Origin of the sequence: Schaalia cardiffensis F0333 (genome assembly GCF_005886435.1) — a bacterium.
Taxonomy (GTDB): Bacteria; Actinomycetota; Actinomycetes; order Actinomycetales; family Actinomycetaceae; genus Pauljensenia; species Pauljensenia cardiffensis.
This window is the reverse complement of record NZ_CP040505.1, coordinates 1,034,471-1,050,839: the sequence shown is the minus strand read 5'-3', so window position 1 is coordinate 1,050,839 and position 16,369 is coordinate 1,034,471. Positions and strand designations below refer to the sequence as shown.

The window sequence follows — 16,369 nt, the reverse complement described above, 5'->3', positions numbered from 1 at the left end:
GAAATCCCCAACACGAATCATCATCCGAATAGACAAAGGACTCTTCATGTCACGTAACACTCGTGCAGCCCTTGCCATTACCGCAGCTGTCGCCCTCCTCGCAGGTTCGGGCGCGAGCTTCGCCCGCTGGTACGACGAGAAAGCCCTGAGCGACGCGAATGTCACCACCGGTGTTCTTTCCATCGAGCAGACCCCCGGCTCTGAATCCTGGCTCATCAACACCCCCGATTCTGATGACACCGCCGATGCGACGGTCCCTTTCGACCCGGCGAACGACAAGATCGTCCCCGGTGACGTCGTCACCTACTCCACGACCTTCACCCTCCACCTTGAGGGCAAGAACCTTCGGGCTTCCGCTGCTCTCCTGCCCGAGGGCCTTGACACTTCCGTCGATGGGCTGAGCGTCAGCTCGGAGTTCGATTGCGGCAGCGCGAACCTTGCGGCCCTCACCCAGGCGGACAATGGCGCGACCTGCACCGCGAAGGCCACGATCGTCTACGAGCAGGGCTCGAAGGACAACTCTACTTCGGCATTCCCTGAGCTTCGCGGCAATTCCACGAAGGAACCCCATTCGGAAGGCTGGGCGAAAGCTCCTGCTGAGCAGAGTGTTGCTGTTGAGATCACCGGGTTCAAGGTTGTTCTTGAGCAGAACCTGCGTCCTGCTCAGGTTCCTTTCGGGGGCTGATCGGCGCTGAACAGCACCCAGTCCGTAGCTTCCGCCTCCTCGCTCCCTAGGGTGGGCGAGGAGGCGGGGGTTTCGCGCGTTCGCACAAAGCGGGAGGGGAAACGCTTTGGGGTGTTTCAGGCGGTTCAGTATGTCGCCCTGATTGTCCTTGGGCTGCTCATCACCCTGGTGTCTGTCATCCCAGCGGTCATGGGGTGGGTGCCCCTGACAATCCTCAGCGGCTCCATGGCGCCCTCAATGCCTGCTGGGAGCCTCGCCGTGGTCGCTCCCATTGACGTTGACGAGCGGGAGAACATTCCGATCGGGACAGTAATCACCTACATGCCTCACCCGGATTCGGATGAGCTTGTCACTCACCGTGTGATCGTGCGCAACACTGCGAGCAATGGGAGTGTCTCCTACATCCTCAAGGGCGACGCCAATGACAGCCCTGATTCTGCTCCGGTTCTGCCCAAGCAGATTCGGGCGGAGAAAAAGTATTCGATCCCTTTCGCTGGGCGGATGCTGAGGCTGCTCACTCCGGACGTGAAGTTCATCGGGAGGATCCTTTTGGCTTCAGTGTTGCTCGTGTATGCGCTCTGGCAGATCAGGATGAGTTTCAAGGAGCGTTCGCAACGCTCGAAAGCCCAGGGCCTGGGTGGGTCTGCGAGTGGCGGGGGAGTGGATTCCCCTGAGGATTCACGTTGATCCTGGCCGATTGGCGTTTCAGGATCGAAGTGGGATATCATCATCCAGTCGCCTCGAGCGGCCAGCCGCCGTGAGCGGCGAAGAATTGAATACGGGCTGTGGCGCAGTTTGGTAGCGCACTTGACTGGGGGTCAAGGGGTCGTGGGTTCAAATCCCGCCAGCCCGACGCATGAAAGTCCCAGAACCCTGCTGAGCAGTGTTCCGGGACTTCCTCATTAGTGCGTGTGATCTGTGTTTGGTCTGTGTTGGGGCAAGACGCTCTCAATGGGCCCTCCCTCTATTGGGCCCTGGCTGCGTAGGATCGTCACTCAGAGTCAGCTGTGCGCCCGTTTCCTGTTCCTCGTGTGCCAAGTTTCTCTCGAACAGGCCGACTTTTCCTTAAGAACGCGTTGAGATCCGGCGGACGAACGCGCTGTGAGCGCTTCGGTGGCGATCACCCCATGACCTGGGTATATGTGCTTTAATGGAGGTGGTGCTGGACGATTCGAGTGGTGCTTTTCGGGTCAGTGGCGATAACTCGGATGTTCTGCCTGGTCACAGGCAGTGTTTTCGGGGTGGAGTCAGAAAGCACCTCGCGCCATAAGGTGCATTAAGACTCGGAGAAGAAATCCACCAGCTCCTCCCTGGAGCTGGCGTCAGAAAGCACCTCGCGCCATAAGGTGCATTAAGACCCTCAGGCGGACAAGTTCCCATGCGATACCCATACGTCAGAAAGCACCTCGCGCCATAAGGTGCATTAAGACTCAATGTCTCGGATGAGCTGATGCCACCCGCACACGTCAGAAAGCACCTCGCGCCATAAGGTGCATTAAGACCCGAACCCAGCGTCTCCCCAGCCGCCTCCAAAAGTCAGAAAGCACCTCGCGCCATAAGGTGCATTAAGACGGCACCCGGTCCGGCTTGTGGGAGTCCATGTTTCGTCAGAAAGCACCTCGCGCCATAAGGTGCATTAAGACACGACATCGGACAGCGTTGCGTCTGTCTTTTTCTCTTGTCAGAAAGCACCTCGCGCCATAAGGTGCATTAAGACATGCGTAAGGTACTCTACGCGCGCTCAACACTTTTGTCAGAAAGCACCTCGCGCCATAAGGTGCATTAAGACGACCTCGAAGTCTTGCACTCGTTGACATGTGTCGCGAGTCAGAAAGCACCTCGCGCCATAAGGTGCATTAAGACCCTCGGTGAGGAGAACGACCTCACCAAGGATCCCGCGTCAGAAAGCACCTCGCGCCATAAGGTGCATTAAGACTCCCATGCTCCTTCCATCGCAGCCAGCGCTGTTTTGTCAGAAAGCACCTCGCGCCATAAGGTGCATTAAGACGCCTGGCTATTACTAAGAGTGAACTTTACCTTCGTCAGAAAGCACCTCGCGTTATAAGGTGCATTAAGACGCACTCCACACTTATCAAGGGTTTTCCTCCACGATTGTCAGAAAGCACCTCGCGCCATAAGGTGCATTAAGACTTACCTCTGGGGTCACTGACCGCCTCCCGTGGGCGTGTGTCAGAAAGCACCTCGCGCCATAAGGTGCATTAAGACCCAAGAAAAAATGTCCACTAGCTAGCAATACTACGCAGTCAGAAAGCACCTCGCGCCATAAGGTGCATTAAGACTTTTCTTAACATGGTACCTTTTTTCTTCATCCTCTTGTCAGAAAGCACCTCGCACCATAAGGTGCATTAAGACGCTTTCCAGATTCTCTTTTGTGAGTTCCATTTGTTCGTCAGAAAGCACCTCGCACCATAAGGTGCATTAAGACTTATGCGCACACCCTCAACGCCGTTGGCCGGTCAGAAAGCACCTCGCACCATAAGGTGCATTAAGACGCGGCGAGAAAAGTGCTGAAGATCAGAGATGATGTTCGTCAGAAAGCACCTCGCGTCATAAGGTGCATTAAGACGACTCGCTGATGTGATTCCATTCAGTCATGACGGGTCAGAAAGCACCTCGCGCCATAAGGTGCATTTGGACGTGTCGACGATGAGGGAGACGCAGGACACGACACGACCTTGGATCAGAAAGCGCCACGCCCCACGCCTCGGGGACATTCACCCCATTCTCGCAGCGCCCCACACTCAGAGGGCAGAAGAAGCCCTTTGCCGTTCAAAATCCAGAAGGAAGCGTTTCGCTTCGACTCCGCCTCGGTAGCCGCCGAACGTCCCGTCACTTCGGGTGATGCGATGACACGCCTGAATAAACGGCAAAGGATTCGCCGCACATGCGTTTGCGGCAGCGCGATGAGCCTTCGGATGCCCGGTTGCGGCAGCCAATTGCGAATAGCTCATTGTCTCCCCGAAAGGAATCGTGGAAAGAATCGCCTGAACCTCGGCGAAAAAGCCGCTTGACAAACACCGGTCAAGAGGCAGGTCAAAACTTTGACGCTCACCCGCGAAATACTCAGTCAACTGGCGCTTCGCCAAGTCAAGTAGGGCAGTGGCGTCCTCGTGAATCTCCTCGTCAAGCACCTGGGCGACGCGAAGGCGAACAGACTCAAAACCCTCTTGCTCAAAAGCGATCCGCACAAGCCCCCGATCGCTCGCAATAAGAAGCAAAGCCCCAATAGGGGAATCCATCGTCGCCCAGCTCAGCATCGCCCCAGTTCACTTCCTCTTTCGTTCGCGCACCCGCATTGAAATCTGGATCGGCGTGCCCTCGAAACCGAACTCCTCACGCAAACGACGCTCAATGAACCTCCGGTAGCCCGGATCAAGGAAGCCCGTCGTGAAAAGCACAAACCTCGGCGGACGATTCGACACCTGAGTGCCGAACAAAATACGCGGCTGCTTCCCACCACGCAAAGGATGCGGATGAGCGGCAACAAGCTGACCGAGGAAAGCATTGAGCTGACCAGTCGGGATACGCGTCTCCCACCCCTCAAGAGCAGTCCTCAGCGCCCGGGTGATCCGGTTCGTATGCCATGAAGTCTTCGCCGACAAGTTAATGCGCGGCGCCCACGACATCTGCACGAGCTCACGTTCCAACTCAGCGCGCAAAGCCAGCTGGCGCTCCTCGTCAACAAGATCCCACTTGTTATTCACAATGACAAGAGCACGACCAGCATCGACAACGGCCTGCACGACCCGAATATCCTGCTCAGTCAGCGGCTCAGAGCCATCAAAAAGGACGAGGGCGACCTCGGCCTTCTCCAAAGCGGCCTGCGTGCGGATCGACGCGTAATAATCCGCGCCTGTCGTCCGATGCATCTTGCGGCGAATACCCGCAGTATCAACGAACCACCAGAACTCGCCATCAAGCTCGACCAGCTCATCAACCGGATCACGAGTCGTACCAGCCAACTCATTGACCACAACTCGCTCCGAACCAGCAAGAGCGTTGAGCAAAGAGGACTTGCCGACGTTCGGACGGCCCAGGAGCGCTACGCGGCGCGGCCCGCCCTCGGGCATCTTCGCGGCAACCGCGGACTCTTCAGGGAGGACCTCAAGGACCGCGTCAAGCAAATCACCCGTGCCGCGCCCGTGCAGAGCCGAAACGGGATACGGTTCACCCATGCCCAGGCTCCACAAGTAAGCAGCATCAGCCTCCTGCTGAGGTGAATCGACCTTATTCGCTGCCAAAACAACGGGCTTGCCCTTCGAACGCAGCATCGTGACAATCCGCTCATCCGAAGCGGTCACCCCGACTGTCGCATCAAGGACGAGGAGGACCGCGTCCGCCAAATCGACGGCAATCTCCGCCTGCTCGGCGACCGAACGATCCAAGCCCTTGACATCAACTTCCCAGCCTCCCGTGTCGACCACGGTGAACGTTGTTCCCGCCCACTCGGCAGGGTAGGAGACGCGGTCGCGAGTCACGCCCGGAGTGTCCTGGACAACCGCTTCTCGTCGACCGATGATCCGATTGACCAGGGTCGATTTGCCGACGTTCGGACGGCCAACGATCGCGAGGACCGGCAGGCCCGCCCTGTTCTCCTCATCGGCGTCGAAAACGCCCTCCGAGTCGAGGAGAGCAAGATCTTCCTCCTCGAGTTCGAACATGTCGAGGCTGTGCCTCATTTGGCTGGCACGAAGCTCGGCGTCCTCGTCGAGGGAGGCGTCCATGGGCAGATCCTTGTCAATCACCCGCCCATCCTAAATCGGAGGGCGGGTGATATGGCCAAGGAGCGGGCCTCATCGGGCGGTTTTCCGCCAGATGTCACACGTGCGAACGCAAATCGTAAGTGAGGACCTCGCGGGCGACGGGCACATCGTTGTACTCGTGCTTAATGCCCTCAATGTCTTGATACCACTCCGAACCCTTCCCAGTGATGATGACAGTGTCACCAGGCTGAGCTGCAAGAATCGCTTTCCTCACAGCATCCCGGCGGCAGCTTGTCACCTCCGTCACATCATTAAGGTCCGGGCGCACGCTCTTAATCCCCCGCATGAGGTAATCACGAATCGACTGCGGATCCTCAGTGCGCGGATTCTCATCTGTCACCCACAAAACATCCGCTTCACGCGCCGCAATTCCGGCAATGACCTCGCGCTTCGAGGCATCACGGTCACCATCCGTGCCGAAAACAATGACGAGCTTGCCGACAGTGAGGTCCCTCGTCGAACGCAGCGTCCACTCGAGCGCCTCGGGAGTATGCGCATAATCCACAATGACGAGGGGCTGGTTACGCGGCTCGGGGTTGATCTTTTGCATGCGCCCCGGGATCTGCTCTGCCCTTTCGAGGGCGGCGATCACCTCATCCGTGTCATAACCGAGGCTCAAAGCAGCCACGATCGCGACCGCCGTGTTCTGCACATTCACCTCACCGAGGATCGGCATGGCAACTGGGTGGGCCACGCCTTCAGGGTCGACGAGTTCAAAAACAATCTTCCCGAGCCCCTGATCCGGGTGGACGTTACGGACCGTCCAATCGGCTTCTTCCTCACTCAAAGCGGCGACGGTCGTTACGGGCACGCTCGCCTCTTTAGCTAGACGCTGTCCCCATTCATCGTCCACACACACGACGCCCCGCTTGGAATGGGCGGGAGTGAAAAGCATCTTCTTCGCCGCGTAGTAGTTCTCCATCTCCCCGTAATAGTCGAGGTGGTCGTGCTGGAGGTTCGTGAAGGCGACGACGTCGAAAACAATGCCGTCAACCCGCCCGAAACTCAAAGCATGGGAACTGGTCTCAACGACCGCTGCACCCAGGCCCTTCTCCAGGGTGACAGCAAGGAGCCGTTCAACGACCGGAGATTCAGCGGTCGTCTGATCCGAACGGAAACGCAGGCCACCGATGCGAGTTTCAACCGTGCCGCAGATCGCTGGGTCCGCGAACTCGATGCCGAGGGCTGCGCGCATGAGGAACGAGGTCGTTGTCTTCCCATTCGTCCCCGTCACCGCCATTGTCTTCAGCTTTTCGGCGGGCGAGCCGTAGATGTTCTTCGAAACGAGGGCCGCGGCGCTGCGAGGATCAGCGACCACCACAACCGGAAGGTCAACCCCCGCCTGGCGGGCCAACTCAGCTCCTTCAACGTCCGTTAGAAGGACACTCGCCCCATTGACCTGTGCGGCTGCGGCGAAACGCACTCCATGCTGAGTGAGCCCCGGAATGGCAACGAAAACCCACCCCGCTTCGCAATCCAAGGAGGAAACGGTGGCGCCACTAACCTTCAGCGCGTCAAGCTGGGAGGCGGAAAGGGCGTTGCCGCGCGCATCAAGGAATGCCTCGACGTTCAGGCCCTGGAGGGCCTGGGAAAGGGGGAGTGGTTCAACTGTGGGGCGAATGTCAACGACAGAAGTCATGGGCCCACTCTAGCGCCCAGACACTCCCGACCCGCTGGCTGCGCACCAGCGGCAGCGCCCATGAGTCCGTAGACTTCGACACATGCGAGTTCTCACCCGGACCGAAGCCCACGAGCGAGCACAAAGCATCGCCCTCGACGAGATGGCCGTGCACGTCGATGTGCGCGGCGGAGATGCTCCCAGGGCCTCGACTTTCCAGGTCCGCTCCACGCTCAGCCTCACCGCCACCACTTCCTCGACCTTCCTTGATGTCGCGGGGACCGTGACCTCACTCAGCGTCAACGGCCACGTACGGCAATTCCATCAAGACGAGGAACGACTCGCCCTCGAAGATCTCCCCACGGGCACGCCAATCACGATTACCGTCGACGCCGACTACAGCTACTCGCGCACAGGTGAGGGACTGCACCGCTATGAGGATCCCGAGGACGCTCGGGTGTACTGCTACACGCAATTCGAACCCCAAGATGCCCACCGGGCCTGGCCCTGCTTCGACCAGCCCGATATGAAAGCACGCTGGTCCTTCACCGTTGACGCCCCCACCCACTGGATTGTCGCTTCGAACGGCCAAGAAGTCTCAACCGAGGCGATCGAAGACGGGGTGCGACACGTCTTCGCCCAGACTCTGCCCCTGTCGAGCTACATCACCGCCCTCGTCGCGGGGGACTGGGCCGTCGTCGACGGGGGAGTGTGGAAAGGGGGAGCCCCCGGCGGCGAGGAGCTCGAAGTTCCGCTGCGCCTCATGTGCCGCAGGGCCCTCGCCCCCTCAATGGACTCCGGCGACATTCTCGAAGTGACCACAGCGGGCCTCGACTTCTTCCACGAGGTCTACGCAAGCAACTACCCCTGGGGGAAATACGACGAGGTCTTCGTCCCCGAATACAACCTCGGCGCCATGGAAAACCCCGGCTGCGTCACCTTCAACGAGTCCTACCTCTCACGCGAACACCCGACCTTCTTTGAACGCCAGCGCCGCGCTAACACGATCCTTCACGAAATGTGCCACATGTGGTTCGGCGACCTCGTCACCCCCCAATGGTGGGACGGCCTGTGGTTGAAAGAGTCCTTCGCGGAGAACCAGGGAGCGATCGCGGCAGCCAGAGCAACGAAATACGCAGGGGAGCGCGCCGCCTTCGTCGTCGGACGCAAAGCCTGGGCCCTCGAACAAGACCAGATGCCGACAACCCACCCGATCGATGCCGATATCCCCGATGTTGCAGCGGCGAAAACGAACTTCGATGGGATCACCTACGCGAAAGGCGCTGCGGTCCTCAACCAACTCGTCGCTTGGGTCGGCGAAGATGCCTTCTTCAAAGGTGCTCGCCTGTACTTCACGCGTTACGCCTACTCTTCGACCCGCTTAGAAGACCTCATCTCCTGCTTGGAAGAGGCTTCCTCTCACGACCTTTCCGGGTGGGTCGAAGCTTGGTTGAAGACGAGCGGCCCCGCCATCCTTTCAGCCTCCTGGCAAACTGATCTCAGCGGTCGCGTCTTCGACTTCACCTTGCGTGACGAAGCTCAAAAGCCTGGCCAATGCCCCCACCGCCTCGAAGTGTCGACTTGGGCTTTAAGGGGAGGGAAGCTCGAGAAAACCCATTCCTTTGACGTGCGGATGAACGGCGTTGAAGCGCCGATCGACCCTGAGGGGATCCTCAATGTTTCGGGGGGTCGCTCGCATATGGATCTCGTCGTCGTCAACGACAATGACCTCACCTATGCGGTGCCGCGCCTGGATTCTTCTTCTACCGAGCTCGCCCTCGGATTCATCTCCACCTGTCCTGACTTGATGACCCGTTCAGTCGTCTGGTCATCCCTGTGGAACGCCGTGCGCGATGGCCTCCTCGACCCGGAGAAGTTCGCCTTTTCGGCAATGCGTTGTGCCCTCGACGAAGAAGATGCCTCCCTCGCTGCCGAAATCGTCACCATGGCCCGAAGCGCGATGACCTCCTACCTGCCCTCCTCGAAACGTGCCCCGCTGATCCACGAGCTGTCGAGGACTGCGGTTCGTCTTGCCCGCACCCTCAGCGCTGATCGTGCTCGCCCCTGGGTCAAGGCGATGCTTTCTCTGGTTCCCCTCGCAGCAAAAGAGGAGACGCTTCTCTTCGTTCGCGAGCTCGCCGAACACAACTCCTCCCACAGCGGGTGGCTCGCCCGCGCCGCCCTCGCCGCCCGCGACGAAGCCTCACCACAAGACATTGAGCAGTGGTTCTTAGCGCATCCGAGCGGGGAGGCTGCGGCGCATCGCGTCCGAGCACTCGCAGCAATCCCGCGGGGCGAACAACGAGAAGCTGCATGGCAACTCATCACCTCCCCTCAAGTTTCAAACGACCACCTCAGCGCCGCTTTCGAAGGCCTCGCTTTGTCGACCTGGTCGGGCGAGTCGATCGTGAGGCGGGCCTTGGAAGTGATGGAAGAGTTCTGGGGCTTGCACACGATCGGATTGGCGATCCGTTTCGTCAACGGCTCCCTCCTCGGCGGAATAGACATCGAAAACCCGGCGAGCCTCAACGACCTCGTCGAGCAGGTCTCGCAATGGCTTGACTCTCACGAGGACGCGGCCCCCGCCTTGAGGCGCCTCATGATCGAACACCTCGACGACGCGAAGCGGCGAGTGAGGGTCCAGGAGCGCTGAGCATGAAATGAAAGACAGCAAAGACAGCAAGGACCTTCACGGGAAAGAGCTTCCCGAAAATGACCGGGCTCCAGTGGACCCTGCGGCCTCAATGTCTTTGCTCACCCAGCTCCTCGCAAACCCCCTCGACGCCGGATACACGGAATACGCCGGACATGAGGCGAAACAATACTGGTGGCAGCGCGTCCTCGTCCTCCTCTTCGCGCTCGGACTCGGATTCGCCTCCGTCACAGCAATCACCTCACTGAGAACTGCGTCCGCGCATGACGTCGTCAACGATCTTCGAGACCGCGCACAATCCCAACAAAGGATCGTCGGCTCGCTACAAGACGATGTCCAATCCCTATCCTCACGCCTCGACACTGCAACCGGTGAAGAAGGGGGCGCCTCGAGCCTCGATACGGGCCTCCTCGTCGCGAACTCCCTCGCCCCAGTGTCCGGCCCCGGCCTCGTCGTCACCCTCAAAGATTCAGAATCCGCCGCCGCATTGTCGAAAAGCGGCAGAGGACGAGTGCGCGACCTCGACCTCAACGTCGTCGTCAACGCCCTGTGGGGCGCGGGAGCCGAAGCGATCGCCATCAACGGTATTCGCGTTGGCCCGGGAACCTTCATCCGCACAGCCGGCTCAGTGATCCTCGTGAACATCACTCCCGTGCAATCGCCCTACCTCGTCAGCGCAATCGGGGACGCGAACGCCCTCTCTGTCGCGCTCGTACGCGACCAAACCGGGGATTTCCTCTCCAGCGCCCAATCCATCAACGGAATCACCCTGTCAACGGCCGGAAATTCCACACTTGATCTGCCCGCCCTTGACCTGCGCACAACACGCGAGGCCAAGCCACTCGAAACCGGTAAAGGAGATTAAGGTGCCCGCGATCATCGGCCTCATCGTAGGAATCCTCCTCGGCCTCTACTTCGACCCGACGGTGCCGAGCTGGCTCCAGCCCTTCCTGCCCGTCGCCGTCGTCGCAGGCCTTGATGCTCTCTTCGGCGCAGCCCGAGCATGGCTCGAAGGCGCCTTCCACGACCGAGTCTTCATCACCTCCTTCTTCTGGAACGTCGTCGTCGCCTGCCTCCTCGTCCTCATGGGCAACCAGCTGGGCGTGGGTTCCGCGATGACAACCGCCGTCGTCGTCGTCCTCGGCATCCGAATCTTCTCCAACACCGCTTCCATCCGCCGATTGATCCTCAAGGCTTGAGATGAGCGAAGACACGACCCCCACCCGGACGGGACACCCTCGAAAAATTCCTTTCCTCACGCGACTGAGCGAAGCGATCTTCGCAGCTCCGCGCGCAATCCACCTGCTCCTCCTACTCATCTGCGTCCTCCTCGGATTCGCGCTCGTCACCCAGGTCCGCGCCCAACGATCCGACCCTCTTGAATCATTAAGTGAAGAAGACCTCGTGGTGCTCCTGTCCGAATTGAACGCGCAGGAGAACGCTTTGCGCCTCGAAAGGGCCAACCTGCAAGTCAAAGTCGCTGAACTCGAATCCGCCGCCAATGAGCAAGAAGCCCAAGCCGAAGCCGCTCAAGCCGCTGAACTCCAGGCCCGCATCAACGCCGGGGCCGTCCCCGTGCACGGGCCCGGCGTCATCATGAGGGTTTCCGACCCCGAGGGGGCTTTAAGCGCCACCGAGTTCGTCATGACTCTTGGAGAATTGCGAAACGCCGGGGCAGAAGCGATCGAATTGAATGGAATCCGCCTCTCCACACGATCCGCCTTCGTCGGAGCAGGAGGGCAGATCCACGTCGATGGCACGCCAATTTTCTCACCCTACGATTGGCGGGCAATCGGAGCTTCACAGACGATCTCAACCGCTTTAGAGATTCAAGCGGGTTCTGCCGCGCAGATGAGAGCGAAAGGCGCGCAGGTCTCAATCATGGAGAATCCCGATTTCAGGATCGAGTCCGTCGCCACGGTGCCCCAACCCCAATTCGCGACCCCCATGACAGAAGATCTTCACCCTGAATGAGTACTCGGCTGATAAAACGTCTAGAATCGGTGAGTACCGCATCGAAGGATAGGGGAGTTTCGATGGACCAGTCTCAGGAGTTCGATCCGACAGCCACATGCGTCTTCGGTATCAGCCCCGTTGATGAGTCGGGCGATACCACAATGCCCTTGTCGGCACGCGACCGTGAAGCCGTTGACGCTCTTCCGGCGGGGTCTGCGCTCCTCATCGTGCAGCGCGGCCCGAACACAGGAGCACGCTTCCTTCTCGACGCGGAGGCGACCAGCGCCGGTCGCTCCCCGAAATCGGACATTTTCCTTGATGACGTCACGGTTTCGCGCTCTCACTGCCAGTTCATCGCAGTGGACGGGGGACATGTTGTGCGTGACTCGGGATCTTTGAACGGCACCTACGTCAATCGCGAGCGAGTGGATTCGGCGCGCCTCAACACCGGCGATGAGGTTCAGATCGGCAAGTACCGTCTCACCTACCAGCCCTCGCCTAGGACGGCATGAGCACACCCGTGAAGAGTCAGGTCCTCCAAGAGGAGGCATCGGAGGCTGAAATCGGACCCTGGCCAAGGGGAGTGGACCGCACTCCTTCCTTGTCGATCGGCCAGGTCGTGTCCGAGTTGAAAGCCGAGTTCCCCGCGATCTCCCTCTCCAAGGTTCGTTTTTTGGAAGAGCAGGGGCTCGTCTCTCCTGCGCGCACTGGCTCGGGATACAGGAAGTATTCGCGCGCCGATATTGAGCGTCTCCGCTTCGTGCTCAGCGCGCAGCGCGATTCCTTCACCCCTTTGAAGGTGATTGGGGATCAGCTTCGCGCCCTCGATGCTGGGCACGAGGTCGAGCCCGCCCGTCACGCCCGCGTCGTCGCTTCGGAGGGAAAGATTGTCACTCCCTCGAATGGTCGGCCGATTTCGGCTAGGGACCTCGCGGACCTGACCGGCGTGGATCTTGAGGGTCTGGAGCGTTATGTCCGTTTCGGTTTGATCTCCCCGGATATTGCGGGGTATTTCCCTGCTCGGGCGGTTCAGATCGTTCAGATCCTCGTGCGTCTTGAGGCTGCGGGTTTCGATGCGCGGATTTTGCGTTCAGTGCGTACTGGCGCGGAGCGTAGTGCCGATATTGTCGACCAGACTGTGAGTTCTCAGCGTTCGAGGGTACGTTCGGGTGATGCTGAGCGCGCGAATGCCAGGATCTTGGAGTGTGGGGAGCTTTTGGCTGAGTTGCATCGTGAGTTGCTGCGGGTGAGCCTGACGCAGCTCCAAGTCAAGGGCACCTAACAACCTTCACCTTGAACTTGAAGTTCAGACTTTCCGCGTGGTTCGTTGACCCACACCTGCAAAGCGCCTAGCGTGAAGTCACCATCCCAAATCGGTGTCGATCGTTTCTCAAAGGAGTGCTCAGTGAGCGCCGAACCCCATGAAGCCGCAACGCGGCAGGCCATGCTCTTCGGCGACCCTCTTGAAGGCCTTGAGGGCGATGGCCTCGGCTATAGGGGTCCCGTGGCCTGCACTGCAGCCGGCATCACCTACCGTCAGCTCGACTACTGGGCCCGCACTGGCCTGCTTCAACCCTCCGTGCGCGCCGCGCGCGGCTCAGGCTCTCAAAGGCTCTACTCCTTCAAAGACATTCTCGTCTTGAAGATCGTGAAGAAACTCCTTGACACGGGAGTTTCCCTTCAACAGGTGCGCACCGCCGTTGTGCAGCTCCAGGACAGGGGAGTGGACGACCTCGCCTCGATCACCCTTATGAGTGATGGTGCTTCCGTCTACGAATGCACCTCGACCGACGAAGTTATTGACCTGCTCCAAGGCGGCCAGGGAGTTTTCGGGATTGCCGTGGGTCGCGTCTGGCGCGAGGTCGAAGGGACCCTTGCGGATCTACCGATCGAAAGGCTCGGCGGCGAACCGGTTGATGAGCTTGCGGAGCGTCGTCGGCGCAAGCGCAGCGCCTCCTAAGTCTTCGCGCTATTCCCTCTTTCAGCGGCTCCTGCCTCCTCCCGTCCTCTGACCCGTCGCGCCTTCCTGCCCCTCCCGCCTTCTGAATCTTCGCGTCTTCTCAACCTTCGCGCTTCCTAACCCCTCGCGCTCCCCCTTCTTTCAGCGGCTCCCCGCGCCCTCCTCTGTGAGTTGAAGTCTGCCTCAGGGCTCCCCACTCCTTTATTGAGGGGCTTTAGCGTTCACTCATCCCTCAGGAATTGCTCATTTTTTACGGATGCTCATTGTCCACACGCCTTCACACACTCCCTGCGCCAGTATTCACATTCATATCTGCCTCCGGCACGATACAAGGGGAAGTTGAGAGGAGAACACCACCATAATCAACACCCCTTGAATACAGTGAGCAATGCGGCTAGAGTTCCCGGTGTGAAGCGGAGAGACTTGGAGCGAGAACTCAGGCGAATCGCCAACCGCTACGGGCACACCCTCACACTGACCGAAGGCGGCCGACACTCAAAAGCCCAGATCGGCCCCTGGCAAGAGCCTCTTCCCCGACACCGGGAAGTCGACGAGTTACTCGCCCGAGCAATCATCCGGCGATGCGAGCAGGCCCTAAAGAAGGAGGAAGGACGATGACGACGCAGATTCACGCAACCGCAGAACGCGGCAACGGCTGGTGGGTGGTGACCTTCAGCGTGGACGGGACCGAGTTCGGCACCCAGGCCAAGCGCCTCGACCAGATCAACGACATGGTCGCCGACGCTGCCTCCTTGATGACTGGACGGCCCGAATCCGACTTCATCATCGATTACGAGGTCACCGACGCCCGATACGTCGACCTCGTGAACGAATACAAAATACGTGCCCATGAGGCCCTCGAAGCAGAACATGAGGCCGCGAGCGCGTCACGCAGGGCCGTCGCCGCGATGCGCGAAGATGGCCTGCCCCTCAGAGATGTCGCCTCCATGATGGGAATCTCCCCCCAGCGCGTGTCCCAGCTCGCCCACGCTTGAACGGGTGGGGGTTCGGTCTATCGGGCGAGATCTTTTATCCCTATCTCGTTCACGCTTGACCAGATTGGGGGACAGGAAGCCCACTGAGTGAAGGCACAAGTCGGACACCGAGGGGGCACAAGTCGGATGATTCAAACTCTGACCTGGACTTTCCTCAAAGAACCAAGGAGCAGCGTTCGACTTGTGGACAGGCCACCGGCTGCTTCGAAGGGCGGCGCAGAAAGGGGGTCGGCATTCCCAACGGAATGGACTGCTCCCCGGAAGTTGGACTTGGTAATCGGGTTCCTTCTTCCGGGGAGTATTTCTGTGTTGTCATCGAGTAAGGCCAGCCAGGTCCAGCGTGAGCGGTTGGTTGAGTTGTTCGAGGATGGTTGGGGTTTCACGGCCGCTGCTAGGGGGGTTGGGGTTGGGGTCAAGACGGCTAGGAACTTGTGGGACCGGTGGCGTCTTCATGGCAGGCTTGCCCTTATGCGCAAGCCATCCCAAGCGTTCTACTCCTTTGAGACCAAGCTAGAGGCGGTCAAGCGTTTCCTTGCTGGACAGACCAAGCCTCATATCGCCAAGGACATGGGGCTGTCCTCACCCAAGGTCTTGGAGAGGTGGATACGGGCCTACCGGGTCCATGGTGAAGACGGACTACGCCCTAAACCCAAAGGACGCCCACCCAAGGCCTCATCCTTGGCCGCTGGTGGGGTCAGTGAGCTGGAGATGCTTCAACGTCGGGTGGAGTACCTGGAAGCTGAGAACGCCTACCTAAAAGCGTTAAGGGACTTGATGAACAACGAGTCCTAACCCGAGTACGGGTTGTTGTTGCTCTCAAGTCCCGCTACCCCTTGACGGTTCTTCTAGCCATTGCTGGTCTTGCTCGCTCCACGTTCTACTACCACCAGGCCCGCCTGGGAGTTCCTTGCAAGCATGCGCAGCTGCGCCAGCACATCCGCCAAGTCTTCCACGCAGCCAAGGCAAGGTATGGTCACCGGCGCGTTCGTCTGGCCCTGGCCCGGCTGGGCATAAAGGTTTCTAAGAAACTGGTTGCCAAGCTCATGGCCCAAGAAGGGGCTTGTCTGTATCACTAGGCCTCGGCGGCGTTACAGCTCCTACCGGGGTGGCGTCTCCAAGATCGCGCCCAATGTTCTAAACCGCCAGTTCCACGCTGAGCGGCCTAACCAGAAGTGGGTTAGTGATGTCACCGAGTTCCGCATCGCTGGGGTCAAGGTCTACCTATCGCCAATGATTGATGTGTATGACGGCAAGGTCATCGCCGCTACCCATGCCTTACACCCCACAACCAAGCTGACCGCTGCTTGCCTGTCTAAGGCCATTGCTAGTGAACACCCAGAACCAGGCTTGATCGTTCACACCGACCAAGGCATGCACTACCAACACATCTCCTGGCGCACCCAGCTCGAAGCAGCCAAAGCGATCCAGTCCATGTCCCGCAAAGGCAACTGCTACGACAACTCACTGGCCGAGAACTTCTTCAGCCACCTCAAAGCCGAGTTCTACCACCCGCAACGCTTCACCAGCGTCCAAGACTTCCTCACCAGGCTCCAGGACTACCTGACCTGGTACAACCACCACCGAATCCAAGAACGACTCAAGGGCCTGACCCCGGAAGAATTCCGAAACCAGGCCCCTTGCAGCCTAGAACGACAGGTACCCTTTAACCCGTCCAACTAACGGGGAGCAGTCCAGAATGCCGGCCCCCACAGTATGCC

General features: G+C 59.5%; 17 protein-coding genes, 1 tRNA gene and 1 CRISPR repeat array. Of the genes, 15 read left to right on the top strand and 3 right to left on the bottom strand.

Annotated elements, in window-relative coordinates; all coding sequences use genetic code 11:
- Positions 1 to 46: 46 nt before the first annotated feature.
- The 3 genes from FFA61_RS04310 to FFA61_RS04300 all read left to right on the top strand — a co-directional run bounded on the left by FFA61_RS04310 (position 47) and on the right by FFA61_RS04300 (position 1,538).
- Positions 47 to 685 carry an alternate-type signal peptide domain-containing protein gene (locus tag FFA61_RS04310; protein WP_005963713.1) on the top strand — a complete coding sequence of 213 codons (639 nt, stop codon included), beginning with the start codon at positions 47 to 49 and terminating at the stop codon, positions 683 to 685.
- A gap of 168 nt (positions 686 to 853) precedes the next feature.
- Complete coding sequence (locus FFA61_RS04305) at positions 854 to 1,372, top strand: signal peptidase I (RefSeq protein ID WP_165544468.1); 519 nt, start codon at positions 854 to 856, stop codon at positions 1,370 to 1,372.
- A gap of 92 nt (positions 1,373 to 1,464) precedes the next feature.
- A tRNA-Pro gene (locus FFA61_RS04300) sits at positions 1,465 to 1,538 on the top strand.
- 393 nt (positions 1,539 to 1,931) lie between these two features.
- Positions 1,932 to 3,343: direct repeats of the CRISPR family, unit length 37 nt; unit sequence GTCAGAAAGCACCTCGCGCCATAAGGTGCATTAAGAC.
- A gap of 104 nt (positions 3,344 to 3,447) precedes the next feature.
- On the opposite strand, the gene FFA61_RS04295 is transcribed toward FFA61_RS04300, so the two are convergent.
- The 3 genes from FFA61_RS04295 to FFA61_RS04285 form a co-directional block, all read right to left on the bottom strand.
- The gene (locus tag FFA61_RS04295) at positions 3,448 to 3,945 is read right to left on the bottom strand and encodes a methylated-DNA--[protein]-cysteine S-methyltransferase (protein ID WP_207382570.1); all 498 of its coding nucleotides are present in this window, start codon (positions 3,943 to 3,945) and stop codon (positions 3,448 to 3,450) included.
- A 27-nt stretch (positions 3,946 to 3,972) separates the two neighbouring features.
- Entirely contained in the window at positions 3,973 to 5,430 is a 1,458-nt protein-coding gene (gene der / locus FFA61_RS04290; RefSeq protein WP_040314264.1) for a ribosome biogenesis GTPase Der, read from the bottom strand.
- Between the two features lie 94 nt (positions 5,431 to 5,524).
- Positions 5,525 to 7,108, bottom strand: coding sequence for a UDP-N-acetylmuramoyl-L-alanyl-D-glutamate--2,6-diaminopimelate ligase (locus FFA61_RS04285; RefSeq protein ID WP_005963701.1), 1,584 nt, complete (start codon positions 7,106 to 7,108; stop codon positions 5,525 to 5,527).
- Between the two features lie 82 nt (positions 7,109 to 7,190).
- Between FFA61_RS04285 and pepN the strand changes: the two genes are divergently transcribed.
- From pepN to FFA61_RS09290, 12 genes are all read left to right on the top strand, one after another.
- Positions 7,191 to 9,740, top strand: a complete 2,550-nt coding sequence (pepN, locus tag FFA61_RS04280; RefSeq protein WP_005963699.1) for an aminopeptidase N — start codon at positions 7,191 to 7,193, stop codon at positions 9,738 to 9,740.
- Between the two features lie 7 nt (positions 9,741 to 9,747).
- Complete coding sequence (locus tag FFA61_RS04275) at positions 9,748 to 10,605, top strand: DUF881 domain-containing protein (protein WP_005963698.1); 858 nt, start codon at positions 9,748 to 9,750, stop codon at positions 10,603 to 10,605.
- A 1-nt stretch (position 10,606) separates the two neighbouring features.
- The gene (locus FFA61_RS04270) at positions 10,607 to 10,939 is read left to right on the top strand and encodes a small basic family protein (RefSeq protein ID WP_005963696.1); all 333 of its coding nucleotides are present in this window, start codon (positions 10,607 to 10,609) and stop codon (positions 10,937 to 10,939) included.
- Between the two features lies 1 nt (position 10,940).
- A complete protein-coding gene (locus FFA61_RS04265) occupies positions 10,941 to 11,714 on the top strand; it encodes a DUF881 domain-containing protein (protein WP_005963694.1) in 774 nt (257 codons plus the stop codon).
- Between the two features lie 62 nt (positions 11,715 to 11,776).
- The gene (locus FFA61_RS04260; protein WP_005963693.1) at positions 11,777 to 12,208 is read left to right on the top strand and encodes an FHA domain-containing protein; all 432 of its coding nucleotides are present in this window, start codon (positions 11,777 to 11,779) and stop codon (positions 12,206 to 12,208) included.
- Positions 12,205 to 12,978 carry a transcriptional regulator FtsR gene (ftsR, locus tag FFA61_RS04255; RefSeq protein WP_005963692.1) on the top strand — a complete coding sequence of 258 codons (774 nt, stop codon included), beginning with the start codon at positions 12,205 to 12,207 and terminating at the stop codon, positions 12,976 to 12,978. Before FFA61_RS04260 ends, ftsR begins: the two co-directional genes overlap by 4 nt.
- A gap of 123 nt (positions 12,979 to 13,101) precedes the next feature.
- Complete coding sequence (locus FFA61_RS04250) at positions 13,102 to 13,656, top strand: MerR family transcriptional regulator (protein WP_005963691.1); 555 nt, start codon at positions 13,102 to 13,104, stop codon at positions 13,654 to 13,656.
- A gap of 408 nt (positions 13,657 to 14,064) precedes the next feature.
- Entirely contained in the window at positions 14,065 to 14,274 is a 210-nt protein-coding gene (locus FFA61_RS04245; RefSeq protein WP_131247325.1) for a hypothetical protein, read from the top strand.
- Positions 14,271 to 14,651, top strand: coding sequence for a hypothetical protein (locus FFA61_RS04240; RefSeq protein WP_005963688.1), 381 nt, complete (start codon positions 14,271 to 14,273; stop codon positions 14,649 to 14,651). The genes FFA61_RS04245 and FFA61_RS04240 overlap by 4 nt, the downstream gene beginning before the upstream one ends.
- Positions 14,652 to 15,119: 468 nt before the next feature.
- Positions 15,120 to 15,443: a helix-turn-helix domain-containing protein gene (locus tag FFA61_RS09300; RefSeq protein ID WP_217495740.1), complete on the top strand. Its 324-nt coding sequence runs from the start codon at positions 15,120 to 15,122 to the stop codon at positions 15,441 to 15,443.
- Positions 15,444 to 15,484: 41 nt separating this feature from the next.
- Complete coding sequence (locus FFA61_RS09605; protein ID WP_207382578.1) at positions 15,485 to 15,727, top strand: IS3 family transposase; 243 nt, start codon at positions 15,485 to 15,487, stop codon at positions 15,725 to 15,727.
- Positions 15,684 to 16,331, top strand: coding sequence for an IS3 family transposase (locus FFA61_RS09290; RefSeq protein ID WP_217495741.1), 648 nt, complete (start codon positions 15,684 to 15,686; stop codon positions 16,329 to 16,331). The genes FFA61_RS09605 and FFA61_RS09290 overlap by 44 nt, the downstream gene beginning before the upstream one ends.
- Positions 16,332 to 16,369 lie beyond the last annotated feature (38 nt).

Bases quoted from the DNA above. Each gene is read 5' to 3' on its own strand.
- FFA61_RS04310 (WP_005963713.1), top strand. From the start codon at position 47: ATGTCACGTAACACTCGTGCAGCCCTTGCCATTACCGCAGCTGTCGCC.
- FFA61_RS04295 (WP_207382570.1), bottom strand. From the start codon at position 3,945: ATGGATTCCCCTATTGGGGCTTTGCTTCTTATTGCGAGCGATCGGGGG.
- der (WP_040314264.1), bottom strand. From the start codon at position 5,430: ATGGACGCCTCCCTCGACGAGGACGCCGAGCTTCGTGCCAGCCAAATG.
- FFA61_RS04285 (WP_005963701.1), bottom strand. From the start codon at position 7,108: ATGACTTCTGTCGTTGACATTCGCCCCACAGTTGAACCACTCCCCCTT.
- pepN (WP_005963699.1), top strand. From the start codon at position 7,191: ATGCGAGTTCTCACCCGGACCGAAGCCCACGAGCGAGCACAAAGCATC.
- FFA61_RS04275 (WP_005963698.1), top strand. From the start codon at position 9,748: ATGAAAGACAGCAAAGACAGCAAGGACCTTCACGGGAAAGAGCTTCCC.
- FFA61_RS04265 (WP_005963694.1), top strand. From the start codon at position 10,941: ATGAGCGAAGACACGACCCCCACCCGGACGGGACACCCTCGAAAAATT.
- FFA61_RS04260 (WP_005963693.1), top strand. From the start codon at position 11,777: ATGGACCAGTCTCAGGAGTTCGATCCGACAGCCACATGCGTCTTCGGT.
- ftsR (WP_005963692.1), top strand. From the start codon at position 12,205: ATGAGCACACCCGTGAAGAGTCAGGTCCTCCAAGAGGAGGCATCGGAG.
- FFA61_RS04240 (WP_005963688.1), top strand. From the start codon at position 14,271: ATGACGACGCAGATTCACGCAACCGCAGAACGCGGCAACGGCTGGTGG.
- FFA61_RS09300 (WP_217495740.1), top strand. From the start codon at position 15,120: ATGCGCAAGCCATCCCAAGCGTTCTACTCCTTTGAGACCAAGCTAGAG.